The sequence below is a fragment of the Streptomyces sp. NPDC002623 genome (assembly GCF_053592635.1).
The window spans coordinates 74,631-95,611 of the sequence record NZ_JBSFWB010000016.1; the positions used below are offsets into that span (position 1 = coordinate 74,631).

Genomic DNA, 20,981 nt, shown 5'->3' on the forward strand with positions numbered 1-20,981 from the left:
GGGACGTCGACACGCGGAGGGGCGGCCGGAGTCACTCCGGCCGCCCCTCGCGTCAGGCGCCGCTCACGGCTTCGGCGTGGCGTGCGGTGCGCAGGTCACGTCCTTGGCGTCCAGCTCGCCGGTGAGGAGATAGGCGTCCACCCGGGTGTTGATGCAGGTGTTGACCAGGCTGGTCACACCGTGCGAGCCGGCGTCCTTCTCGGTGATCAGGCGGGAGCCCTTGAAGCGCTGGTGCAGTTCGACGGCGCCCTCGTAGGGGGTGGCCGCGTCCCGCTCGGACTGCACGATCAGCACCGGCGGCAGGCCCTTGGCCGTCTTGACGTTCACCGGGGTCCGCTGCTGGACCGGCCAGGTGGCGCAGGGCAGGTTGAGCCAGGCGTTGGCCCAGGTCATGAACGGGTAGTTCTTGTGGAGCGCGGTGTTGTCCCGGTCCCACTTCTTCCAGCTGGTGGGCCACTTGGCGTCGGTGCACTCGACGGCCGTGTAGACGGCGTTGCCGTTCTCCGAGGCGATGTTGCCGGCCGTGTCGCTCAGGTCGGGGGCGGCCGCGTCGACGAGGGCCTGGGTGTCCCCGGCGAAGTACCGGCTGAAGACGGTGGCGACCGGGATCCACGAGGAGTCGTAGTACGGGGCGCTCTGGAAGAAGCCGATCAGCTCGGCCGGGCCGACGACCCCGCCGATGGGGCTCTTCTTGGCGGTGGCGCGCAGTTCGAGCCACTTGGCCTGGACGGCGGCGCGGGTCGTGCCGAGGTGGAAGGTCGCGTCGTTGGCGGCGATCCAGTCCTGCCAGTCCTTCCAGCGGCCCTCGAAGGCGATGTCCTGGTCGAGGTTGGCCTCGTACCAGATCTTCTCGCGAGAGGGGTTGACCACGCTGTCGACGATCATGCGACGCAGGTGGCCCGGGAACATGGTGCCGTAGACGGCACCGATGTAGGTGCCGTAGGAGACGCCCAGGAAGTTGAGCTTCTTCTCGCCGAGGGCGGCGCGGATGACGTCCAGGTCGCGGACGGTGTTCGGCGTGGTCATCTGCGCGAGCACGGCCTTGCCGGTGCGCTCGGCGCACCCTTCGGCGTACTCACGAGCCAGCTTGCGCTGGGCGAGCTTGTCGGCCTCGCTGTCCGGGACGGGGTCGGCCTTGGGCGCCTTGACGAACTCCTGCGGGTCGGCGCAGGAGATGGGCGCGGAGTGGCCGACACCGCGCGGGTCGAAGCCCACGAAGTCGTAGGCCTTGGCCACGTTGGCCCAGACGGGGGCCTTGGTGACGACCCGGCGCGGGAAGCGCAGTCCGGAGCCGCCGGGGCCGCCGGGGTTGTAGACGAGCGCGCCCTGGCGCTCCGCGGGCGTGCCCGTGTTGCCGATGCGGTCGACGGCGAGCTTGATCTGCCTGCCGTTGGGCTTGGCGTAGTCGAGCGGGACGGTGACCCAGCCGCACTGGATCGGCTTCTCCAGGCCCCAGTCGGCCGGGCAGTCCTGCCAGTCGATGCCCGCCTTCGCGGCGCGCTCGGCGGCGACGGCGGCGCCCCGGGCCTCGCGGTCCTGCCCCGAACGGCTGCTGGTCGCGCTCGCCGTGGGCGCCGCGACGGCGCCGGCGATCAGCGCGGCGGTGACGAGTACGCCTGCCGAGCCGAGCGCGGCGGTGCGCTTGTTCGGTCGTATGTCCCTCAAGTGGGCCCTCCCCCTGCCTGGTTACTGCCTGGTCATGTCAGCAGGGGGATCCTTTCGGCTGTGAGCCGCCTGAGAACAGGTGTCGTTGACCTTCTTTGCCAATCCGATAACCGGAGAGAGGGATACCGCTCACCGGATATCGAGCGCGATGAGCGTTTCGTCCAGTACGCGCCGCAACCGCAGCCCGTCGGCCGCGACGGCCGTGACGAGGGCGGCGGGCCCGGCCAACGGCATGACGCAGGCGTGCTCCCCGAAGACCTGGGCGGTCACCGGCTGTTCGGCGAACTCCGGCCGCACGACGACGACTTGTCCCACGGCACGGTGTCCCGCGAGCACCGCCGGCCCGTCCCAGCCGCCGGGCGCGCCCGGTCCGCAGGCCAGTTCCTGGTCGAGCACGACCCGCCCGGCGACCCGCACGACCAGCCGGCCGGTGAGCCTGCCGGGCTCCTCCCCGACCCGCCCGAGGACCTGCTCCTCGCGCAGCACCAGCCGGGCGCCGGCGGCCAGGTCGGCCCGGGTGGTGAGGAACAGGTCGCTGCCCTGCGCCGAGATCAACGGCTCGGGCAGCCAGTGCAGTTCGCCGCCGTCGGCGACGGTGAGGCGTACGTCGTAGTGGGCCTCCTCCTTCACCTGACCGGGGAGCGCGATGGTGGCGGCGGCCGAGCCCACCCGCAGCCGGGCGCCGCTCCCGACGTCCGCCTCGACGGCGAACCGGTCACCGCCGAGGGGTCCGCTCATCGCCCCGACGAGCATGACCCGTGCCTCGTCGCCCGTTCCCCGGGTGCGCCGCAGCGCGAGCGGCCCGTCGCTCTCGAGCACCGGGAGGGCGGTCCCCCCACGCCCGTCGCGCCTCGCCCCGATCCGCGCGGTGGCGTGCACACCGCTCATGTCACGCCGTCCAGCCGGCGAACTGCGCCCGCACCCACGCGGCGACGTCCGCGACCCCGCCCTCACTCCTCAACGACTGGAAGACGACGGGCAGTTCGGCACGCTGGGCCTTGGCGTCGGCGGCCATCCGGGCGAGGTCGGAGCCGACGTACGGCGCGAGGTCGGTCTTGTTGACGACGAGCAGATCGGCGGTGGTGACCCCGGGCCCGCCCTTGCGCGGGATGTCGTCCCCGCCGGCGACGTCGATCACGAAGATCTGTGCGTCGACGAGCCCCTTGGAGAAGGTGGCGGTGAGGTTGTCCCCGCCGGACTCGACGAGGATCAGGTCCAGCGGCCCGACCTCGTCCTCCAGGTCCTCCACCGCTTCGAGGTTCGCGGAGATGTCGTCCCGGATCGCGGTGTGCGGGCAGGCGCCCGTCTCGACGGCCGTGATCCGCTCGGGCGGCAGCACGGCTTCACGGAGCAGGAATTCGGCGTCCTCGCGGGTGTAGATGTCGTTGGTGACGACGGCGAGCGACAGCTCGTCGCGCAGCGCCCGGCAGAGCGCGGCCACGGTGGCCGTCTTCCCGGACCCGACGGGCCCACCGAGCCCGATCCGCAGGGCACGGCGCGACCCGTCGGGCCGGCGAGCGTCGGCACTGACGGCGGCGGGACCGTGGGGGGAGTGGTCAAGATGCATAACGGCTCCTAACTCTTCTTTTCAGCCCGTCCGGCGTTTGAGGACGAGGCCCTTTAAGGGCCGAACGGGGGTCCGGGGGCAGAGCCCCCAGGGTCGGGATTGGGAAGGGGCGGCGGGGGCGAAAAACCTAGGAGGCGAACAACCGCACCGGCCAAGCCGCATGCACCTCCGCCCCGATCTCCAGCAGCGGCGCCGACGCCGAAGGCAGCACGTCGACCCCCGCGACCGGGACGGCCGCCCCCGCGGACACCGCCCGGTCGACCACCTGATCCAACTCCGGTGCCAGCCGCGCCAGAACGGCCGTCGCCTCGAACGGATCGAGGCTCAGCAACCGCACCACGGCCGTCGCCGGTCCGCTCACGCTCTCGTAGACCGCGCAGTACGCCGCGTCCACAGCGCCGAGGCCGGCCGCCCGCGCCGTCAGCCCCAACACCACCGGCTGATGCGCCCCTTTGGGGAACTCCCGGGCCACGGCGTCGAGTTCGGCGCTCGGCCAGGTCGCCCGGGCGGCCCGCATCAGCTGGCGGCCCAGTTTCCGTGCGGCCGTCCGCAGCGCCGGGGACGGGGTGCGGGCGTCCGCCGCCGCGTCCAGCTCCGCCGGGTCCGCCCCGGCGGCCGCCGCCGCGGCCAGCGCCGCCGCCACCAGTCCGGCCGTGTGCAGCCGCCCCCGGCAGAAGGCCTCCAGGTCGACCGCGCCGGTGATCCGGCCCGCCTTCACCGCCGCCTCCGCCCCGCCGGAGTGCGCATGCCCTCCGGCGGGGAAGCGGCCGTCGGCCAGGACGAGCAGTGCCGCCCGTGTCATCGCCGACTCCTCAGAACAGGAAGTAACGCTGGGCCATGGGGAGTTCGGCCGCCGGAGTCGCCTCGACCAGTTCGCCGTCGATGTGCACGGCGAAGCTGTCGGGGTCGACCTGGACGCGCGGCCGGGCGTCGTTCTCCCGCATGTCCGCCTTGGTCACCGCGCGCGTGGACTCGATGGCGACGAACCTCTTGCCCAGCTGCAGCCGCTCCGGCAGCCCGTCCTCGATCGCCAGCGGCGCCACGAAGTTGAACGAGTTGGCGGCCGGGGCGCGGCCGATCGCGCCGAACATCGGGCGCGGCAGGATCGGCTGCGGGGTCGGGATCGACGCGTTGGCGTCGCCCATCTGCGCGTAGGCGATCTGTCCGCCCTTGATGACGAGGTGCGGCTTGACGCCGAAGAACGCCGGCTCCCACAGCACCAGGTCGGCGAGCTTGCCGCCCTCGATCGAGCCGATCTCGCGGGCCAGCCCCTGTGCGAGCGCCGGGTTGATCGTGTACTTGGCGATGTAGCGGCGTACGCGGTGGTTGTCCGCCCGGCCGTCGCCCGGCAGCGCGCCCCTGCGCCGCTTCATCACGTGCGCGGTCTGCCAGGTCCGCAGGATGACCTCGCCGACCCGGCCCATGGCCTGGGCGTCGGAGGAGATGATCGAGATCGCGCCGAGGTCGTGCAGTATGTCCTCCGCCCCGATCGTCGAGGGGCGGATCCGCGACTCGGCGAAGGCGAGGTCCTCCGGGACCGCCGGGTTGAGGTGGTGGCACACCATCAGCATGTCGAGGTGTTCCTCGGCGGTGTTCACCGTGTACGGCCGCGTCGGGTTGGTCGAGCTCGGCAGCACATGCGGCTCCGAGACGACGGTCATGATGTCCGGCGCGTGTCCGCCGCCCGCGCCCTCGGTGTGGTACGCGTGGATGCCGCGTCCGGCGATCGCGCCGAGTGTGTCGCCCACGAACCCGGCCTCGTTGAGGGTGTCCGTGTGGATGGCGACCTGGACGCCCGTCCGGTCGGCGACGGTCAGCGAGGCGTCGATGACGGCCGGGGTCGAGCCCCAGTCCTCGTGCAGCTTCAGGCCCAGCGCCCCGCCCCGGATCTGCGACAGCATCGCCTCGTGCGAGACGGTGTTGCCCTTGCCGAGGAAGCCGATGTTCAGCGGGTACTGCTCCATCGCCTCCAGCATCCGGGCGAGGTGCCACGGGCCGGGCGTCACGGTGGTCGCCTTCGAGCCCTCGGCGGGCCCGGTGCCGCCGCCGACCAGCGTCGTGACGCCCGCGGAGAGCGCCTCGTCGGCGATCTGGGGGCAGATGAAGTGGACGTGCGCGTCGACCGCGCCGGCCGTCAGGATCCGCCCGTTGCCGGCGATGATCTCGGTCTCCGGGCCGATCACCAGGTCCGGGTGGACGCCGTCCATCGTGTCGGGGTTGCCCGCCTTGCCGATGCCGGTGATCCGCCCGTCGCGGATGCCGACGTCGGCCTTCACGACACCCCAGTGGTCGACGACGACCGCGCCCGTGATGACGGTGTCGGGCGTGCCGTCTGCGCGCGTAGCGCGGGACTGTCCCATCGACTCACGGATGACCTTGCCGCCGCCGAAGACCGCCTCCTCGCCGGCGAGACCGGGGCCGCCGCAGCGGTCCTCCTCGATCTCGATCAGCAGGTCGGTGTCGGCGAGCCGGATGCGGTCGCCGGTCGTCGGGCCGAACAGGTCGGCGTACGCGGCACGCGAGATCTCAGGCATCGAGGGCACCTCCGGTCTCCCCACGCAGACCGGGCACGACACGGGCGCCGGCGAGGGGGACGAGTTCGACGTCGACGGGGAGCCCGGGCTCGAAGCGCACGGCGGTGCCGGCGGCGACGTTCAGCCGTTTGCCGCGCGCGGCGGCGCGGTCGAACTCCAGGCCCGGGTTGGCCTCGGCGAAGTGGTAGTGGGAGCCGACCTGGACCGGCCGGTCGGCGGCGTTGAGCACGGTGAGCCGGGTGACCTCACGGCCCTCGTTGTAGACGACCGGCTCGTCCGCGAACAGGATCTCTCCGGGAATCATCGCGGCCCCCTCAGACGATCGGGTCGTGGACGGTGACGAGCTTGGTGCCGTCCGGGAAGGTGGCCTCGACCTGCACGTCGTGGATCATCTCGGGGATGCCGTCCATGACGTCGTCACGGGTGAGGATCTTGCGGCCGGAGGACATCAGCTCGGCGACCGTACGGCCGTCACGCGCGCCTTCGAGAATGTGCGACGTGATGAGGGCCACGGCCTCCGGGTGGTTGAGCTTGAGTCCACGGGCCCGGCGCTTCTCGGCGACGTCGGCCGCCACGTGGATCAGCAGCCTCTCCTGCTCGTGCGGGGTCAGTTGCACGTCCCACCTCACATCCTCGCTCCGGACCGTGCGGGGCCCGGTTGCCGCGGCCACGGGGAAAAGCCCCTGGTGGCATGGACGGGCAGGCTAGTTGGACCGCATTTCGAGCAAGTTAACCGAGCTGTGATGTATACGGCGCGGCGGCCGCCCCGGATGGTGCCTCGGATGCCGCCTCGGATGCCGTCCCGGAGATCGCCTCGGGGCCGCGTCGGATGCCGCCTCGGGTGTCACCTCGGGCTCGGGCCCCGGTGTTCCGCGGCGATCCCGAACCGCTGCTGTTCGCGAGGAGCGGACGCGACCTCGCGCACGGCGGAGACCGAGCTGATCACCGGCTCCTCGGCGGGCCGGTCCAGTTCGTCGAGTCGCTCCAGGTCGGAGGCGGAGACGAGGGCGACGAGGGGCTTGCCGTGCCGTGTCACGACCACGCGCTCACCGCCGTACACCACGCGGTTGATCAGGTCGGCGAGCTCAGCCCTGGCTTGCGTCACCGGAATCTCGTAGGCCATGACCCCATTCTAACGTCACGTACGTCCTGTACATTTTTTACAGACACCGACGGACACCACCACCACACACCACGACACACCGACGGACACCGTCAGACATCGAAGGAGGGGGCACGATGAACCGACCGTCCGCCCGCCATGTCCTGCCCGAGTTCACCGAGCGCACGAGCTTCGGGCACCGGACGATGGATCCGTACTCGAAGCTGCTGGAGGAGCGGATCGTCTTCCTCGGGACGCCGATCGACGACATCTCGGCGAACGACGTGACGGCCCAGTTCATGCACCTGGAGCACAAGGACCCGGACCGGGACATCGCGCTGTACATCAACTCCCCCGGCGGCTCGTTCAGCGCGATGACGGCCCTCTACGACACGATCCGCTTCGTCGCCTGCGACGTGGAGACGACCTGCCTGGGCCGGGCGGACTCGTCCGCCGCGGTGCTGCTCGCGGCCGGCACGCCGGGCAAGCGGTTCGCGCTGCCGGGCGCGCGGATGACGATCCGCCAGCCGTCGCTGCCCGGGCCCGTCGAGGGCCAGGCCAGTGATATCGCGATCCAGGCGGAGGAACTGGCCCGCACCCGGGCGAGCCTGGAGGAGATGCTGGCACGGCACACCGGGCGGACGCCGGCGCAGGTGACCGCGGACATCGAGCGGGACAAGACCCTCACCGCCCAGGAGGCCCTGGAGTACGGCCTGGTGGACGGGATCGTCGCCAGCCGCAAGGCCTCGGCCGGCACGCAGGGCGGGAGGTGAGCGGCCGATGGTGCCCGAACTGCCGCCGCTGCCCGCCCTGACGCGCGCCGAGGCCGAGTTGATCGACGGTTATCTGGACGTGGTCGACCTGCTCGGCCGGATCAACCCCGCCCACCACGGGGACACCTACCGCGGACTGCGGGCGGCCCAGGCGCTGGTGGCCAAGGCGACCGCACTGCGCGACGCGCTGACGCTGATGCACCAGCGGGGCGAGAGCGAGTTCCACGCGCCGACGCTCGCGCGGGCGCTGCGCGTCCTCGACGGGGAGCGCCGAACGGCGCGCGTCACGGTGCCTCCGCTCTCCGACAGTTGACCCGACCCTCGACCCGACGGCCGACGCGGACCGCGCTCCGGTCCGGGCGGCGCGCGCCCCGAACGCGACGTCCGGACCGGAGTTGAAACGCACCAGACGGGTTACCTCCGTTCGGCGTAGCGACCACTTCTTTTCCCGCTCGCCGAAGTTGCGCGAAAGTGCTCTTTTCGGGCGGAGGAAAAGGCTCCGGTGCTGGTCCGGGGCCCTTTGGCATTCTTGACACCTGATCGGCCATCAGGGTGTCCACCCGAACGGGTGAGTGGTGAGTAACCCCACAAATCCCCGGTTCCGTTGGGATTTTCGGACATGAGTGAGCCAAGATCCCTGACTGACGACAAGCCCCCGCCACAAGCGGCGGGGCGGTCCGGGCGGACGCCGAGTCCTGCCGCCGCCCGGATGCCCGGTCGACAGAAGTGCATCGGCAGGAGTGGAGGACCCAAGCACGACGGGTCGCCGGAACGGTCACGCCATGACCGGGTCGAGCAGCCCTTGGGGTGAAGCCGCAGTCGCGGCCGGGCAACTTTGTCAGCCCGAATCCGACAGGTCATCCTTCACAGGCGGCTGACGAAGGGTTGCGCATGACTGCGCTCAATCGTGTCCCGTCGCTCATGGCCCGGGCCGGTACGGCCTCGGCGTTCGCCATCGCCGCCGTGGGCGGCACGGTCGTGGTCCCGGGGCTCGCCTCGGACGCCGCGGCCGCCACACCGGCGACGAAGGCGCTCCAGATCGCGGCCTCCAAGAAGGGTGCACCGTACAAGTACGGCGCGACCGGGCCGAAGAGGTTCGACTGCTCGGGGCTGACGCTGTACTCGTACAAGAAGGCGGGCAAGAGCCTGCCGCGTACGGCGGCCCAGCAGTACAACAAGACCAAGCACATCTCGGCGTCGGGCCGCAAGGCAGGCGACCTGGTCTTCTTCCACTCGGGTTCGAGCGTGTACCACGTCGGGATCTACGCGGGTAACGGCAAGATCTGGCACTCGCCGAAGACCGGAGACGTGGTGAAGCTGCAGAAGATCTGGACCAAGAGCGTCTGGTACGGCCGGGTCCGCTAGGGCCTGTCCGGCGGATCCCCGGGTCTCACTGTCCGGCGGATCCCTGGGTCTCCCGGGGCGGTGCCGGCGTCCTGACGCGCCGTCATCGCCCCGGGATCTCGCCCTCCGCCTGGGCCGCCAGGGCTCCGGCCACCGGTTCCGTCGCCGCGGCCGTCCACGGGAGCTCGACGGTGACCGTCTTGCCGCCCTCCCGGGTGGGCCGCACTCTGAGTCTGCCGCCGCACTCCGCGGTCAGCCAGCGAATGATCACCATGCCTCGGCCGTTGTCCTGCTGGACGGCGGCCGGCAGTCGTTTGGGGAAGCGCGGGTGGCTGTCGGTGACACCGATGCGCAAGTGTTCGTCACGGTCGAGGACGAGGTCCACCGTGAAGGTGGGTGACTGCCCGAAGGTGTGCTGTACGGCGTTGGTGGTGAGTTCTGAGACGATCAGCCGGATGGTGTCCGCCGCCTCCGTGTCCGCCGGCAGACCCCACTCTCCGAGGGTGCCGGCCACGAAACCGCGGGCTGTGGAGACCGAGGCGGGATCGCTCGGCAGAGTGACGGATGCTTCCAGGTGATCTGCCATGGCGACGTCGTCCCTTTCCCACGGGACCGGGGTCCGACACGGAGCGGATGGTTCGAGTACGGTCCCGGACTGGTGCTTCTTCGCCAGACTGCCATTACCGCACCGGTCACGGGTGGCGATCCACCAAGATATGCATATATCTGTCGCTCAATGCGGTGAACTCTGCGACGGCAGAGCGTATTTGGACGGCCCGTAAGGAGTAAGGAGGAGCCCATGCAGCACGGACCCGCGGTGCGCCGCCGGAAGCTGGGCGCCGAACTGCGCAATCTGCGCGCTCAGGCGGGCCTCACCAGTGGTGAGGCCGCTCGGCTCGTGGGCTGGCACCAGTCCAAGGTGAGCCGCATCGAGACGGGCACCAGTGGGTCAAAACCGGCCGATGTGCGGTTACTCCTCGACGCCTACGGGGTGGCCGATCCGCAACTGCGGGAGCTGATGCTGGCGTTGGCCGGCGCCGACGGCAGCGGCGGCCGGGACCACTGGTGGCACGCCTACCGCGGGGTGCTGCCGCCCACCTACCGGGACTTCATCAGCCTGGAGTCCCAGGCGAGCGCGATGCGCACCCTGGAGACGAGTGTGGTACCGGGGCTGCTGCAGACGCCCGAGTACGCCCGTGCGGTGACCAGGGCCGCGGTGGAGGGCGTCACGGAGGACCAGCTCGACACACTGGTCGAGGTGCGACTGGCCCGGCAGGACGTGCTGCGCGCGCAGCCGCCGCTGGAGCTGAGCGCGGTGCTGGACGAGGCGGTGCTGCGGCGGGAGGTGGGCGGGCCCGAGGTGATGGCGCAGCAGCTCGGTCGGCTCGTGGAGGCCGCCCGACTGCCCCAAGTGCGGCTGCAGGTCCTTCCGTTCGCCGCCGGGGCGCATATCGGCGTAACCGGGCCTTTCGTTATCTTCTCATTTTCGCGCACTTCTGATCTGGATGTGGTTGTTCTCGACCACTTGACGAGTAGCCTCTATCTCGAACGGAAAGAACACCTCGAGGCCTACACCGAGGCCTTCAACGCCCTTCGGGCGTATGCCCTTTCGCCCGGGGACTCATCGGATTACATCGCCGCGATAGCAGGCGGCGCGTAAGGAGGCACCATGTCCGCACTACCGCGGAACGTACCTTCCAGTACCGATCCCGACCGTCTCCCGGATGTGCGGTGGCTGCGCAGCAGCTACAGCACGGGAGCGAACAACTGCGTCGAGACGGCCCGGCCGGCCACAGGACCCTTGGCCGGTCTGCTCGCCGTACGCGACTCAAAGGACCCGGCCGGACCCGCCCTGCTCTTCTCCCCCGAGAGCTGGACGGGTTTCACCGCCACGTTGCGCTGACCGCACCGCAGTAGTCGGCGCACCAGTCAGCGGCGACCGGCCCACCGGTCAGCGGCGACCCACGGCCGTGTCACGCCGACTCATGGTCGTGTCTCGCCGATCACCCGTACAGCGCGTTCCAGCTCGGCCCCGGAGAGGTTCGCTCGGGCGGTCAGCCTGAGGCGTGAGATGCCGTCGGGCACGGAGGGAGGTCGGAAGCAGCCGACGGCGAGGCCTGCCGACCGGCAGTCCGCCGCCCACTGCACGGCCTCCTCCGGGGACGGTGCACGCACGGAGACGACCGCGGCGTCCGGACGCACCGCTTCCAGGCCCGCGGCCGTCAGGCGCGCGTGCAGCTCGGCCGCCACCGCACGCGCGCGCGCCGCCCGCTGCGGCTCCCTGCGCAGCAGCCGGAGCGCCGCCAGGGCCGCGCCCGCCGCCGCCGGGGCCAGACCCGTGTCGAAGATGAACGTGCGGGCCGCGTTCACCAGGTGGTCGATCACGCGCGCGGGACCCAGCACGGCGCCGCCCTGGCTGCCGAGCGACTTGGACAGCGTGACCGTGACGACCACGTCGTCGGCACCCGCGAGACCCGCCGCGTACGGAGCGCCCTGTCCGCCGTCCCCGAGCACGCCGAGGCCGTGGGCGTCGTCGACGACCAGTCCGGCGCCGTGCTCCCGGCAGACGGCCGCGAGGGCGGCCAGCGGGGCGGCGTCGCCGTCGACCGAGAAGACGGTGTCGGAGACGGCCACGGCCGGGCCTTCGTGGGTGGCGAGGGCCTTGCGCACCGCGTCCGGGTCGGCGTGCCCGACGACCTGGGTGGCGCCGCGGGCCAGCCGGCAGCCGTCGATGAGCGAGGCGTGGTTGCCCGCGTCGGAGACGATGAGCGAGCCGTGCGGGGCCAGCGCGGTGACCGCGGCGAGGTTGGCCGCGTACCCGGAGGAGAAGACCAGGGCCGCCTCGAACCCGCAGTGCTCCGCGAGCTCCCGCTCCAGCTCGCCGTGCAGCTCCGTGGTGCCGGTGACGAGCCGGGAGCCGGTCGAGCCGCCGCCCCAGGCCCGGGCGGCCGCCGCGGCCCCCTCTACGACCTCGGGATGGCGGGCCAGGCCCAGGTAGTCGTTGCTCGCGAGATCGAGGAGCGGCGAGTCGGCCGGACGGGGCCGCAGCGTCCGTACGAGTCCGGCCCGGCGGCGCAGCTCCGCCTGCTCGTCGATCCAGCCGAACGCCATGGGTCCTCCGGGGATTTTGTAGGTAGCGGACAGACCCTAGCGGCCCGGCCGCCCACCCACGGTGTGGCAATACCCACACGTCGAAGCGGGTGTGTTGTGCGATCCCTACCTTGGCCCGGAGGAGGTCCGTAGGACAGGATCGGCTCTCATGGACCTGCTGAACACGCTGGTGGACAAGGGGCTTCGGCGCGAGCTGCCGACCCGCCAGGAAGCGCTGGCCGTGCTGGCCACTTCCGACGACGACGTGCTGGACGTGGTGGCCGCGGCCGGCAGGGTGCGCCGGCAGTGGTTCGGGCGCCGGGTGAAACTCAACTACCTCGTCAACCTCAAGTCGGGGCTGTGCCCCGAGGACTGCTCCTACTGCTCCCAGCGGCTCGGCTCCACGGCCGGGATCCTCAAGTACACCTGGCTCAAGCCCGACGAGGCCTCCAAGGCCGCGGCGGCGGGACTCGCGGGCGGGGCCAAGCGGGTCTGTCTGGTGGCGTCCGGGCGCGGGCCGACGGACCGGGACGTGGACCGGGTCGCGGGCACCATCAAGGCGATCAAGGACCAGAACGAGGGCGTCGAGGTGTGCGCCTGTCTGGGGCTGCTCTCCGACGGACAGGCCGAGCGGCTGCGCGAGGCGGGCGCCGACGCCTACAACCACAACCTGAACACCTCCGAGTCGACCTACGGCGAGATCACCACCACCCACACGTACGCCGATCGGGTGGACACGGTCCAGAAGGCGCACGCGGCCGGTCTGTCGGCGTGCTCGGGTCTGATCGCCGGCATGGGCGAGTCGGACGAGGACCTGGTGGACGTCGTCTTCTCGCTGCGCGAGCTGGACCCGGACTCGGTGCCGGTCAACTTCCTCATCCCGGTCGACGGCACCCCGCTGGCCAAGGAGTGGAACCTCACCCCGCAGCGCTGTCTGCGGATCCTGGCGATGGTGCGGTTCGTGTGCCCGGACGTCGAGGTGCGCATCGCGGGCGGCCGCGAGGTCCATCTGCGCACGATGCAGCCGCTCGCCCTGCACCTGGCCAACTCGATCTTCCTCGGCGACTACCTCACGACCGAGGGCCAGGCCGGCAAGGCCGACCTGGAGATGATCGCGGACGCCGGGTTCGAGGTGGAGGGCGCGGAGCAGGTCACCCTGCCGGAGCACCGGGTGGCGGCGGACGCGGGCTGCGGGTCCCACGAGGGCGGCGGCTGCGGGTCGCACGCCGGCGCCGGGTGCGGATCGCACGAAGGGGGCGGCTGCGGTTCGCACGAGGGCGGCGGCGTCTGCGGGACGGCCGCTGCCGCGCCGGCCGCGAGCGAGCCCCGTACGGACCTGGTCGCCGTACGCCGTCGGGGCGCCGGCACCGACCTCGCGCCCAATGCCTGAGCTGCCCTCGTTCGACGTCCCCGAGCTGCTGGAGCTCGACCGGCGGCACGTCTGGCATCCGTACGGGCCGATGCCCGGCCGGGTGGACCCGCTCGTCGTGGAGTCGGCGAGCGGGGTCCGGCTGCGGTTGGCGGACGGCTCGGGCGAGCTGGTCGACGGCATGTCGTCGTGGTGGTCGGCGATCCACGGCTACCGCCACCCGGTGCTCGACGAGGCCGTGCGCGAGCAGTTGGGCCGGATGAGTCATGTGATGTTCGGCGGGCTCACCCACGAGCCCGCCGTGCGGCTGGCGAAGCTCCTTGTCGACATGTCGCCCGAGGGTCTGGAGCATGTCTTCCTGGCCGACTCGGGGTCGGTGTCGGTCGAGGTCGCGGTGAAGATGTGCCTGCAGTACTGGCGTTCGCTGGGCCGTCCGGCCAAGCAGCGGCTGCTGACCTGGCGCGGCGGCTACCACGGAGACACCTGGCAGCCGATGTCCGTGTGCGACCCCGAGGGCGGGATGCACGACCTGTGGACCGGGGTGCTGCCCCGGCAGGTCTTCGTGGACCCGCCTCCGGTGGAGTACGAGGAGGCGTACGCCGACCTGCTGCGGGCGGCGATCGAGCGGCACGCCGACGAACTGGCCGCGGTCATCGTGGAGCCGGTGGTGCAGGGCGCCGGCGGGATGCGGTTCCACTCCCCCGCCTATCTGCGGGTGCTGCGCGAGGCGTGCGACGCGCACGACGTGCTGCTGGTGTTCGACGAGATCGCGACCGGGTTCGGCCGCACGGGCGCGCTGTTCGCGGCGGAGCACGCCGCGGTGACGCCGGACGTGATGTGCGTCGGCAAGGCGCTGACCGGCGGCTATCTCACCATGGCGGCGGCCCTGTGCACGTCCCGGGTGGCCGACGGGATCTCGCGGGGCGAGGTGCCGGTGCTGGCGCACGGCCCGACGTTCATGGGCAACCCGCTCGCCGCGGCCGTCGCCTGCGCGTCGATCGAGCTGCTGCTCGGGCAGGACTGGCTCGCGGAGGTCAAGCGGATCGAGGCGGGCCTGCGGGACGGACTGGCGTCCGCCCTGGAGGTCCCCGGGGTGCGGGACGTCCGGGTCCTGGGCGCGATCGGGGTCGTCCAGCTCGACCATGAGGTGGACATGAGGGCGGCCACGGAGGCCGCCGTGCGCGAGGGCGTCTGGCTGCGGCCGTTCCGCGATCTCGTATACACGATGCCGCCGTACGTCACCGGTGACGCGGATGTGGCACGGATCGCGCGCGCGGTGTGCGCCGCGGCGCGGGAGGGATGAGCATGCCGATCCTGGTGATCACGGGGACGGGCACGGAGGTCGGCAAGACGGTCGTGACGGCCGCGGTCGCCGCGTCGGCGCTGGCGGCGGGCCGGTCGGTGGCGGTGCTGAAGCCCGCGCAGACCGGCGTACGGCCGGACGAGCCCGGGGACGTCGAGGAGGTCGCGCGGCTCGCGGGCGCGCTCACCACGGCCGAACTCGCCCGCTATCCCGAGCCGTTGGCTCCGGCGACGGCGGCCCGGCGGGCGGGCCTGGCGCCGGTGCGTCCGTACGAGGTGGCGGAGGCGGCCCAGAAGCTGGCCGCGGAGCACGACCTGGTGCTCGTCGAGGGCGCGGGCGGGCTGCTCGTGCGGTTCGACGAGACGGGCGGGACGCTGGCCGACGCGGCGCAGGCGCTGCGGGCGCCGGTGCTGCTCGTGGCCTCGGCGGGGCTGGGCACGCTGAACACGACGGAACTGACGGCCCGTGAACTGCGGTCGCGGGGCGTGGAGTTGTTCGGTGTGGTCATCGGCGGCTGGCCCGACTCCCCCGACCTGGCGTCCCGTTGCAATGTCGCGGACCTGCCGGAGGTGGCCGGAGCGCCGCTGCTGGGGGCGCTGCCCATGGGGGTCGGCGCCCTCCCGCCCGCCGACTTCCGCACCGCGGCCCCGAGTTGGCTGGCGCCGCGGCTGGACGGAACATGGGAGGCGGAGGCGTTCCGCACGAGGGCGACGCGTTAGGGCCGGGCCAAGTCGGCAGCGCCCCAAAGGGGCGCGGGGAACTGCGCGACCAGCCACGATGGTGCCGCAGCTGAACGACGGCACATCGCGGCCCCACGGCGGAGCCGCATGCGGAGCGCTCAGTCGCCCTCGGCCAGCAGGCGTACGAGTTCGATGCGGGAGCGGATGCCCAGGCGGGTGAAGACGCCCCGTAGGTGGTGGTCGATGGTGCGGGGGCTGAGGGCCAGGCGGGCGGCGATCTCGCGGTTCGTGGCGCCGTCGGCGGCGAGGCGCGCGACCAGGAGCTGCTGGGCGGTCAGATGGGTCGTCGGGCGTTCGCCGGCGCGGGTGGAGGCGGCGGGGGCGCCGAGCGCGCGGAGTTCGGCGCGGGCGCCCTCGACGCAGTGCGGGGCGTCGAAGGACTCGAACGCCTCCAGGGCGCTGTGCAGCCGGTCGCGGGCCTCCGTGCGCCGGCGCAGTCTGCGCAGCGCACTGCCGAACAGCAGTTCCGTGCGGGCGCGTTCGAAGACACGTGTGCCGTCGGCGTGCAGGTCGAGGGCCGTGCGGTAGTGCGCGAGGGAGTCCTCGCCCGGGGTGAGCAGGGCTCGGCAGCGGGCGCTGAGGGCCAGGTCGTCGGGGCTGTCGACGGCGCGGGCCCAGCGGTCGTAGTCGGAGTGCGCGGCGCGGGCGATGCGGGTGTCGCCGGTGCGGGCGGCGGCCTCGACGTAGTGCGGGGTGGCCAGATGGCGGATGGCCCGGTGGCCGTGGCCGGGGCCTGAGTTGGCCAGCGCGCGGAGCCGGGTCGCGGCGGCGTCGTAGCGGCCGAAGCCCAGGTCGAGGAAGGCCAGCGCCCACTGCGCCAGCGCGGCGGGCAGCCCCAGGCCGTGGGCGACGGCGTACGAGCGGGCGGCCGCGGCCCGCTCCCGGCACAGCTCGGCCTCGCCGGTGAGCGCGGCGAACATCGCCAGGGCCGCCTGCAGATGGCAGGCCCCGTTGTCCTGTCCGGTGGCGTACGCCTGGCGCAGGGCGTCCAGCGCGGCCGCCTCGGCGGCGCGCGGGCGACCGGTCCAGAAGTCGGCGTAGGCCCGGAACTCCAGGGCCTGGGACACGGCGGGGACGACGCCCCGGGCGCGGGCGGCTGCGGCCGCGCGGACGGTGGCGGTGGCGGCGCGGGTGTGGTCGCCGAGCATGAGGGCGGCGATGCCCGCGTGCACGAGGAGGGTGGGGTCGCCGCCCGGTCCGCACCGCCCGGCGGTCGCCTCCAGCAGGTCGCGCGCGTCCTCGTACCGCCCGTCGACGGCCGCCGCCATCGCGCCCAGCACACCCGGCGGGTCGATGCCCGACTGCCGGGCGAGAACCGCCGCCTCACGACATCGACGCAGGTCACCGGTGTAGACGGCGGCTTCCGCGGCCCGGGCGAGGAGGTGGCCGACGGGGGCCGCGGGTTCGGCCGCCCGGGCCAGGACCCGGGCGGCGGCGGCATCGGCGCCGACCGTGTCCTGCTCCTGTGCCGCCCGTGTCGCCCCTGCCAGCAGCGCGTCGAACGCCTCCCCCGCGTGCCCGGTCCGCAGGGCGAGAACGCCGGTGAGGGCGTCGGCGTCGGTGCGGGCGGCCAGGGCGCGGGACCGGTCGCCGTCGCCGGAGTGCCAGGCGTCGGCCGCCGCCTCGGCGTGGCGGCGGGACTGTTCGCGGGGGTCCGTGCAGAGCTGGGCGGCCCGTTCGGCGAGGGCGCCGGACAGCGCCGGGTCGTCGGCGGCGCGGGCCTGGGCGGCGGCCGTCGTCAACTCCGCGGCGAGCCGCCCGCTGGGGCCGAGCGCGCCCGCACTGCGGTGCCAGGCCCGCCGGGGGGTCTCCGCCGGGCCGTTCAGGACGCGGGCGAGCAGCCGGTGCGCGTCGCGCCGGTCGGCGGGGACGGCCGTCTCGTAGGCGGCGATCCGGGTCCAGGCGTCCCGGAAGCCGACCCCGCCGGCCGTGGCGTACGCGATGCCCACCGCCTCGGCCGCCTCCAGGGGACGGGTGTCGAGACGGGCGGCGGCGACGGCCCGCAGGAAGGCGTGGGTGGCCACCGGGTACTGGTCGGCGGCCGCCAGCAGAAGCAGCAGCCGGGTGTCGTCGGGCAGGGCCCGGACCTCCCGGCGGTGGGCGCGCAGGATCTCGGGGGCAAGGTCGACGGGTTCGGCCGGCAGCGGGTCGAGGCCGACCGTCTGACGGTCGGTCAGTCGCGCCGCGAGTTCGACGGCGGCGCGCGGGTCGCCGTGCACAAGGCGCAGCACGCGCACGCGGACGCCTTCGGGCAGCGCGGCGACCGGGCGCCGGAACGCGTCCGGGGGCCTCGGTGGCGAAGTGCGGTCAAGACGTGGGGGGTTCACCGGTGTCACCACACGACTGACGTTACTGGCGAGTTAATTGAGCCGTAAAGACCGGCGATTTCACCGATGCGGCGCGCGTAGACCCGCCGGACACTCCTGGCAACCCCATACGTTTCAGGAGGCATCATGCAGCGCTCCAAGCGTCGCATCGCCGCGGCTGTCTCGGCCGTGGCCTCTTCGCTCCTTCTGTCACTGTCGTTCTCGGCCCCCACAGCCCGAGCCGCGACGCACGACCCGATCGTCTTCGTACACGGTCTCAGCAGCTCCTCCAGCAGCTGGGACGACTGGGTCGCCGACTTCAAGGCCGACGGCTACACGGCCGCCGAGCTGGACGCGTGGACGTACAGCTGGTCCCAGTCCAACGCCACCACCGCCGCCCAGCTGAACACCGAGATCAAGAACGTGCTGGCGAGAACCGGCGCGAGCAAGGTCGACGTGGTCGTCCACTCCATGGGGGCGCTCAGCTCCCGCTACTACCTCAAGAACCTCGGCGGGACCGCCTACGTGGACGACTTCGTCTCCGTCGCGGGCACCAACCACGGGACGTCGGTGGCCTCTTGGTGCAGTTGGCTGTACACCTCCTGCGCCGAGATGGTCACCGGAAGCTCGTTCCTCACCTCGCTCAACTCCGGTGACGAGACGCCCGGCAGCGTGAACTACGCGACCTACTGGTCGAACTGCGACGCGGCCATCGATCCGGACTCCTCGGCACTGCTGAGCGGGGCCACGAACGTCGGTGTCGGGTGCATCTCGCACAACGACATGAACAACGACCACGGCGTCTACGAGCAGGTGCGCGACTTCATCCAGTGAGGCGCGGCCGGGGCGGGTCCCGCGGGACCCGCCCGGGCGGAGGAGTGTGCGACGGAGGGTGCGACGGGCCTGCGCGGGGGAGAATCCCGGTAGGCCCGTTCCGCTCGGGAGGTCGCCATGCCGCTACGCTCCACCGGCTCCGGGTTCGGCAAAACGCCCGGTGACCTTGTCCACCATCCCCTCTTCGCCCGTTGCTACGCCCGGCTCGGTGCGGCCGCGGAGACCCGGGCGGGACTCTCCGGGGTGCGGGACCGGCTGCTCGCCGGGCTCTCCGGGCGGGTCATCGAGATCGGCGCGGGCAACGGACTGAACTTCGCGCACTACCCGGCCGCCGTCTCGGAGGTCGTCGCGATCGAACCGGAGCGCCTGCTGCGGCAGTCGGCGCTGGAGGCGGCCCTGCACGCCGAGGTGCCCGTCGACGTCGTGCCGGGCGTGGCGGAGGCGCTGCCGGTCAAGAGCGAGGCGTTCGACGCCGCGGTGGTCTGTCTGGTGCTGTGCAGCGTGCGGGACGTGCCGCGGGCGCTGGCCGAGCTGCGGCGGGTGCTGCGGCCCGGGGGCGAGGTGCGGTTCCTCGAACACGGCCCGGGCGGCGGGCGGGCGATGCGGTTCACCCAGCGTGCGCTGGACCGCACGGTGTGGCCGTACCTGGCGGGCGGCTGCCGGCTCGGCCGGGACGCGGTCGGCGCGCTGCGCGAGGCCGGGTTCGAACCGGGCCCGTACCGGCGGATGCTGCTGCCGGAGAACGGGCCGCGGCTGCCGTTCTCCTACTGTGTGACGGGGACCGCCCGACGGCCGTCCGAGGCAGCCCGCTGAGGGCTCACGGCCGGACGCGGCTCACGCGCTCCACCGGCGCAGTTCGCGCGCGATGTCGGCCACCGACGCCTCCCCGGTCTTCACCAGCCGGGCCAGGTCACGGACCTGTTCGGGCGAGGTGCTGATCTTCAGGCCGCTGGCGACGAGATAGGCGTACGCGACAGCGCAGGCGAACAGGGCGTTGGAGCGCTCCAACGCCGGGACATGGATGAGCAGTTGGAGCAGTGAGGCGGCGCGGGCCTGCGGGTCGTCGTATACGGGGACGTCGAATATCTCGGCCTGGTGGCGTGCCACCGCCGCGACCAGCGCTCCCCAGTCGGTGACCTGAGGGTCTCCGGGTGTGTTCTGTTCGGCCAGCATGAGAAGCCAGGCGAGGTCGATACGAAGGTCGCTCAAGGGATCAGCGGCGACCTTCGCGCATGCTGCCCTCGCGCTCCGCGCCGAACTCCTCGACGAAGACCGTCTCGTACTGATTCATGAAGTCACTGGCCGCCTCGACGAACGTGTGTCCGATTTCCCCGGCGTCCTGTCTGACCAGTTCTTCTATATAGCGGTTGACGCTCATGCCACGGGCCGTGGCGCGCTCGCGGGCGACCTGGGCCGTGCCCTCGTCGACGCGTACGTTCAGCTGGGTCTTCGCCATACCTCGACGCTAGCGCCGAGGTGCTAGCAGCGGCAAGGGCGCGCCGCAATCGAAAAGTGATACCGCCTGTGGGCCGGGTCACACTACTCTCGGCACGTCGACGCGACGGAGGAGGCAGCCTTGTCCACACCCGACGGAATCGCGGCCCGTGCCCATGGCCTGACCAAGGCGTACGGCTCCGGCGAGACCACGGTGCTGGCCCTGGACTCGGTGGACGTGAGCATCGCGCGCGGCCGCTTCACTGCGGTCATGGGGCCCTCGGGCTCCGGGAAGTCCACCCTGATGCACTGTCTGGCCGGTCTCGACAGCGTCTCGGCCGGTCAGGTGTGGCTCGGCGACACGGAGATCACGGGGCTGAAGGACCGGGAGCTGACCCGGCTGCGGCGGGACCGGATCGGGTTCATGTTCCAGTCGTTCAACCTGATCCCGACGCTGAACGCGGCCGAGAACATCACCCTGCCGATGGACATCGCAGGTCAGAAGCCCGACCAGAAGTGGCTCGACCAGGTGATCGACACCCTGGGCCTGCGGGACCGGCTCAAGCACCGGCCGTCGCAGCTGTCCGGCGGCCAGCAGCAGCGCGTGGCCTGCGCCCGGGCGCTCGCCTCCCGACCCGAGCTGATCTTCGCGGACGAGCCGACCGGCAACCTGGACTCGCGCGCCGGGCTCGAGGTCCTCGCGTTCCTGCGCGAGGCCGTCGACAACCTGGGCCAGACGGTGGTCATGGTCACCCACGACCCGGGGGCGGCCGCCCACTCCGATCTGGTCCTCTTCCTGGCGGACGGCCGGATAGTGGATCAGATCGAGCGCCCTACGCCAGAGGCGGTACTCGAACGCATGAAGCGTTTCGACGTCACCCGCGCACCGGTCGACGGCACTGCCCCCGAGGAGGCCTGAC

At 72.2% G+C, this 20,981-nt stretch carries 24 protein-coding genes and 1 riboswitch; of the genes, 11 read left to right on the plus strand and 13 right to left on the minus strand.

Going from position 1 to position 20,981, the window contains the following annotated elements; translation table 11 throughout:
* Window positions 1–63 precede the first annotated feature (63 nt).
* From ACWD4O_RS27440 to ACWD4O_RS27475, 8 genes are all read right to left on the minus strand, one after another.
* The gene (locus ACWD4O_RS27440) at window positions 64–1,665 is read right to left on the minus strand and encodes an alpha/beta hydrolase (protein WP_451283729.1); all 1,602 of its coding nucleotides are present in this window, start codon (window positions 1,663–1,665) and stop codon (window positions 64–66) included.
* Between the two features lie 129 nt (window positions 1,666–1,794).
* Window positions 1,795–2,553, minus strand: coding sequence for an urease accessory protein UreD (locus tag ACWD4O_RS27445; RefSeq protein ID WP_451283731.1), 759 nt, complete (start codon window positions 2,551–2,553; stop codon window positions 1,795–1,797).
* A 1-nt stretch (window position 2,554) separates the two neighbouring features.
* On the minus strand, window positions 2,555–3,232 hold the full coding sequence (ureG, locus tag ACWD4O_RS27450; protein ID WP_451283733.1) for an urease accessory protein UreG: 678 nt from the start codon (window positions 3,230–3,232) through the stop codon (window positions 2,555–2,557).
* A 127-nt stretch (window positions 3,233–3,359) separates the two neighbouring features.
* Window positions 3,360–4,034: an urease accessory protein UreF gene (locus tag ACWD4O_RS27455; RefSeq protein WP_451283734.1), complete on the minus strand. Its 675-nt coding sequence runs from the start codon at window positions 4,032–4,034 to the stop codon at window positions 3,360–3,362.
* A 10-nt stretch (window positions 4,035–4,044) separates the two neighbouring features.
* The gene (locus ACWD4O_RS27460; protein WP_351910561.1) at window positions 4,045–5,766 is read right to left on the minus strand and encodes an urease subunit alpha; all 1,722 of its coding nucleotides are present in this window, start codon (window positions 5,764–5,766) and stop codon (window positions 4,045–4,047) included.
* Complete coding sequence (locus ACWD4O_RS27465) at window positions 5,759–6,070, minus strand: urease subunit beta (protein ID WP_358808349.1); 312 nt, start codon at window positions 6,068–6,070, stop codon at window positions 5,759–5,761. Before ACWD4O_RS27465 ends, ACWD4O_RS27460 begins: the two co-directional genes overlap by 8 nt.
* Before the next feature lie 10 nt (window positions 6,071–6,080).
* Entirely contained in the window at window positions 6,081–6,383 is a 303-nt protein-coding gene (locus ACWD4O_RS27470; protein ID WP_168506700.1) for an urease subunit gamma, read from the minus strand.
* Between the two features lie 227 nt (window positions 6,384–6,610).
* Window positions 6,611–6,889, minus strand: a complete 279-nt coding sequence (locus tag ACWD4O_RS27475; RefSeq protein WP_451283737.1) for a type II toxin-antitoxin system Phd/YefM family antitoxin — start codon at window positions 6,887–6,889, stop codon at window positions 6,611–6,613.
* Window positions 6,890–7,005: 116 nt separating this feature from the next.
* Here ACWD4O_RS27475 and ACWD4O_RS27480 point away from each other — a divergent pair, with 116 nt between their 5' ends.
* The 3 genes from ACWD4O_RS27480 (at window position 7,006) to ACWD4O_RS27490 (ending at window position 9,006) form a co-directional block, all read left to right on the plus strand.
* A complete protein-coding gene (locus tag ACWD4O_RS27480; RefSeq protein ID WP_451283739.1) occupies window positions 7,006–7,641 on the plus strand; it encodes an ATP-dependent Clp protease proteolytic subunit in 636 nt (211 codons plus the stop codon).
* Between the two features lie 7 nt (window positions 7,642–7,648).
* Complete coding sequence (locus ACWD4O_RS27485; RefSeq protein WP_358808346.1) at window positions 7,649–7,954, plus strand: hypothetical protein; 306 nt, start codon at window positions 7,649–7,651, stop codon at window positions 7,952–7,954.
* 404 nt (window positions 7,955–8,358) lie between these two features.
* Window positions 8,359–8,529: riboswitch (cyclic di-AMP (ydaO/yuaA leader) on the plus strand.
* Window positions 8,530–8,532: 3 nt separating this feature from the next.
* On the plus strand, window positions 8,533–9,006 hold the full coding sequence (locus ACWD4O_RS27490) for a C40 family peptidase (protein ID WP_451283741.1): 474 nt from the start codon (window positions 8,533–8,535) through the stop codon (window positions 9,004–9,006).
* Between the two features lie 82 nt (window positions 9,007–9,088).
* Here ACWD4O_RS27490 and ACWD4O_RS27495 read toward each other — a convergent pair whose 3' ends face one another.
* Window positions 9,089–9,571, minus strand: a complete 483-nt coding sequence (locus ACWD4O_RS27495; RefSeq protein ID WP_451283743.1) for an ATP-binding protein — start codon at window positions 9,569–9,571, stop codon at window positions 9,089–9,091.
* Window positions 9,572–9,784: 213 nt separating this feature from the next.
* Here ACWD4O_RS27495 and ACWD4O_RS27500 point away from each other — a divergent pair, with 213 nt between their 5' ends.
* Both ACWD4O_RS27500 and ACWD4O_RS27505 read left to right on the plus strand, forming a co-directional pair.
* The gene (locus ACWD4O_RS27500) at window positions 9,785–10,645 is read left to right on the plus strand and encodes a helix-turn-helix domain-containing protein (RefSeq protein ID WP_450949372.1); all 861 of its coding nucleotides are present in this window, start codon (window positions 9,785–9,787) and stop codon (window positions 10,643–10,645) included.
* A 9-nt stretch (window positions 10,646–10,654) separates the two neighbouring features.
* Window positions 10,655–10,888: a DUF397 domain-containing protein gene (locus ACWD4O_RS27505; protein WP_451283745.1), complete on the plus strand. Its 234-nt coding sequence runs from the start codon at window positions 10,655–10,657 to the stop codon at window positions 10,886–10,888.
* Between the two features lie 80 nt (window positions 10,889–10,968).
* Here the strand turns inward: ACWD4O_RS27505 and ACWD4O_RS27510 are convergent, their stop codons facing one another.
* Complete coding sequence (locus tag ACWD4O_RS27510) at window positions 10,969–12,096, minus strand: 8-amino-7-oxononanoate synthase (RefSeq protein ID WP_451283747.1); 1,128 nt, start codon at window positions 12,094–12,096, stop codon at window positions 10,969–10,971.
* 148 nt (window positions 12,097–12,244) lie between these two features.
* Between ACWD4O_RS27510 and bioB the strand changes: the two genes are divergently transcribed.
* The 3 genes from bioB to bioD are packed head-to-tail and all read left to right on the plus strand — an operon-like array spanning window position 12,245 to window position 15,466.
* Window positions 12,245–13,465: a biotin synthase BioB gene (bioB, locus tag ACWD4O_RS27515; protein WP_451283749.1), complete on the plus strand. Its 1,221-nt coding sequence runs from the start codon at window positions 12,245–12,247 to the stop codon at window positions 13,463–13,465.
* Window positions 13,458–14,747 (plus strand): adenosylmethionine--8-amino-7-oxononanoate transaminase, encoded by a 1,290-nt coding sequence (locus ACWD4O_RS27520; protein ID WP_451283751.1) that lies wholly within the window; start codon window positions 13,458–13,460, stop codon window positions 14,745–14,747. Before bioB ends, ACWD4O_RS27520 begins: the two co-directional genes overlap by 8 nt.
* A gap of 2 nt (window positions 14,748–14,749) precedes the next feature.
* Window positions 14,750–15,466: a dethiobiotin synthase gene (gene bioD, locus ACWD4O_RS27525; protein WP_451283945.1), complete on the plus strand. Its 717-nt coding sequence runs from the start codon at window positions 14,750–14,752 to the stop codon at window positions 15,464–15,466.
* A gap of 119 nt (window positions 15,467–15,585) precedes the next feature.
* Here bioD and ACWD4O_RS27530 read toward each other — a convergent pair whose 3' ends face one another.
* Window positions 15,586–17,724 (minus strand): LuxR C-terminal-related transcriptional regulator, encoded by a 2,139-nt coding sequence (locus ACWD4O_RS27530; RefSeq protein ID WP_451283753.1) that lies wholly within the window; start codon window positions 17,722–17,724, stop codon window positions 15,586–15,588.
* Window positions 17,725–17,940: 216 nt separating this feature from the next.
* On the opposite strand from ACWD4O_RS27530, the gene ACWD4O_RS27535 reads away from it, so the two are divergent.
* Together ACWD4O_RS27535 and ACWD4O_RS27540 are read left to right on the plus strand one after the other, a co-directional pair.
* Complete coding sequence (locus ACWD4O_RS27535) at window positions 17,941–18,627, plus strand: esterase/lipase family protein (RefSeq protein ID WP_451283755.1); 687 nt, start codon at window positions 17,941–17,943, stop codon at window positions 18,625–18,627.
* A gap of 117 nt (window positions 18,628–18,744) precedes the next feature.
* Complete coding sequence (locus ACWD4O_RS27540) at window positions 18,745–19,440, plus strand: class I SAM-dependent methyltransferase (RefSeq protein WP_451283757.1); 696 nt, start codon at window positions 18,745–18,747, stop codon at window positions 19,438–19,440.
* Between the two features lie 21 nt (window positions 19,441–19,461).
* On the opposite strand, the gene ACWD4O_RS27545 is transcribed toward ACWD4O_RS27540, so the two are convergent.
* Both ACWD4O_RS27545 and ACWD4O_RS27550 read right to left on the minus strand, forming a co-directional pair.
* The gene (locus tag ACWD4O_RS27545; RefSeq protein ID WP_451283759.1) at window positions 19,462–19,836 is read right to left on the minus strand and encodes a fic family toxin-antitoxin system, toxin component; all 375 of its coding nucleotides are present in this window, start codon (window positions 19,834–19,836) and stop codon (window positions 19,462–19,464) included.
* Between the two features lie 4 nt (window positions 19,837–19,840).
* Window positions 19,841–20,083: a toxin-antitoxin system HicB family antitoxin gene (locus ACWD4O_RS27550; RefSeq protein ID WP_451283761.1), complete on the minus strand. Its 243-nt coding sequence runs from the start codon at window positions 20,081–20,083 to the stop codon at window positions 19,841–19,843.
* Between the two features lie 120 nt (window positions 20,084–20,203).
* On the opposite strand from ACWD4O_RS27550, the gene ACWD4O_RS27555 reads away from it, so the two are divergent.
* Entirely contained in the window at window positions 20,204–20,980 is a 777-nt protein-coding gene (locus ACWD4O_RS27555; protein WP_450949380.1) for an ABC transporter ATP-binding protein, read from the plus strand.
* Window position 20,981 lies beyond the last annotated feature (1 nt).

What these genes read in the sequence shown, in the direction of transcription:
- ACWD4O_RS27475 (WP_451283737.1), bottom strand. Translation starts at nt 6,889, where the DNA reads ATGGCCTACGAGATTCCGGTGACGCAAGCCAGGGCTGAGCTCGCCGAC.
- bioB (WP_451283749.1), top strand. Translation starts at nt 12,245, where the DNA reads ATGGACCTGCTGAACACGCTGGTGGACAAGGGGCTTCGGCGCGAGCTG.
- ACWD4O_RS27500 (WP_450949372.1), top strand. Translation starts at nt 9,785, where the DNA reads ATGCAGCACGGACCCGCGGTGCGCCGCCGGAAGCTGGGCGCCGAACTG.
- ACWD4O_RS27490 (WP_451283741.1), top strand. Translation starts at nt 8,533, where the DNA reads ATGACTGCGCTCAATCGTGTCCCGTCGCTCATGGCCCGGGCCGGTACG.
- ACWD4O_RS27460 (WP_351910561.1), bottom strand. Translation starts at nt 5,766, where the DNA reads ATGCCTGAGATCTCGCGTGCCGCGTACGCCGACCTGTTCGGCCCGACG.
- bioD (WP_451283945.1), top strand. Translation starts at nt 14,750, where the DNA reads ATGCCGATCCTGGTGATCACGGGGACGGGCACGGAGGTCGGCAAGACG.
- ACWD4O_RS27455 (WP_451283734.1), bottom strand. Translation starts at nt 4,034, where the DNA reads ATGACACGGGCGGCACTGCTCGTCCTGGCCGACGGCCGCTTCCCCGCC.
- ACWD4O_RS27510 (WP_451283747.1), bottom strand. Translation starts at nt 12,096, where the DNA reads ATGGCGTTCGGCTGGATCGACGAGCAGGCGGAGCTGCGCCGCCGGGCC.
- ACWD4O_RS27540 (WP_451283757.1), top strand. Translation starts at nt 18,745, where the DNA reads ATGCCGCTACGCTCCACCGGCTCCGGGTTCGGCAAAACGCCCGGTGAC.
- ACWD4O_RS27495 (WP_451283743.1), bottom strand. Translation starts at nt 9,571, where the DNA reads ATGGCAGATCACCTGGAAGCATCCGTCACTCTGCCGAGCGATCCCGCC.
- ACWD4O_RS27445 (WP_451283731.1), bottom strand. Translation starts at nt 2,553, where the DNA reads ATGAGCGGTGTGCACGCCACCGCGCGGATCGGGGCGAGGCGCGACGGG.
- ureG (WP_451283733.1), bottom strand. Translation starts at nt 3,232, where the DNA reads ATGCATCTTGACCACTCCCCCCACGGTCCCGCCGCCGTCAGTGCCGAC.
- ACWD4O_RS27505 (WP_451283745.1), top strand. Translation starts at nt 10,655, where the DNA reads ATGTCCGCACTACCGCGGAACGTACCTTCCAGTACCGATCCCGACCGT.
- ACWD4O_RS27480 (WP_451283739.1), top strand. Translation starts at nt 7,006, where the DNA reads ATGAACCGACCGTCCGCCCGCCATGTCCTGCCCGAGTTCACCGAGCGC.
- ACWD4O_RS27520 (WP_451283751.1), top strand. Translation starts at nt 13,458, where the DNA reads ATGCCTGAGCTGCCCTCGTTCGACGTCCCCGAGCTGCTGGAGCTCGAC.
- ACWD4O_RS27465 (WP_358808349.1), bottom strand. Translation starts at nt 6,070, where the DNA reads ATGATTCCCGGAGAGATCCTGTTCGCGGACGAGCCGGTCGTCTACAAC.
- ACWD4O_RS27485 (WP_358808346.1), top strand. Translation starts at nt 7,649, where the DNA reads ATGGTGCCCGAACTGCCGCCGCTGCCCGCCCTGACGCGCGCCGAGGCC.
- ACWD4O_RS27535 (WP_451283755.1), top strand. Translation starts at nt 17,941, where the DNA reads ATGCAGCGCTCCAAGCGTCGCATCGCCGCGGCTGTCTCGGCCGTGGCC.
- ACWD4O_RS27550 (WP_451283761.1), bottom strand. Translation starts at nt 20,083, where the DNA reads ATGGCGAAGACCCAGCTGAACGTACGCGTCGACGAGGGCACGGCCCAG.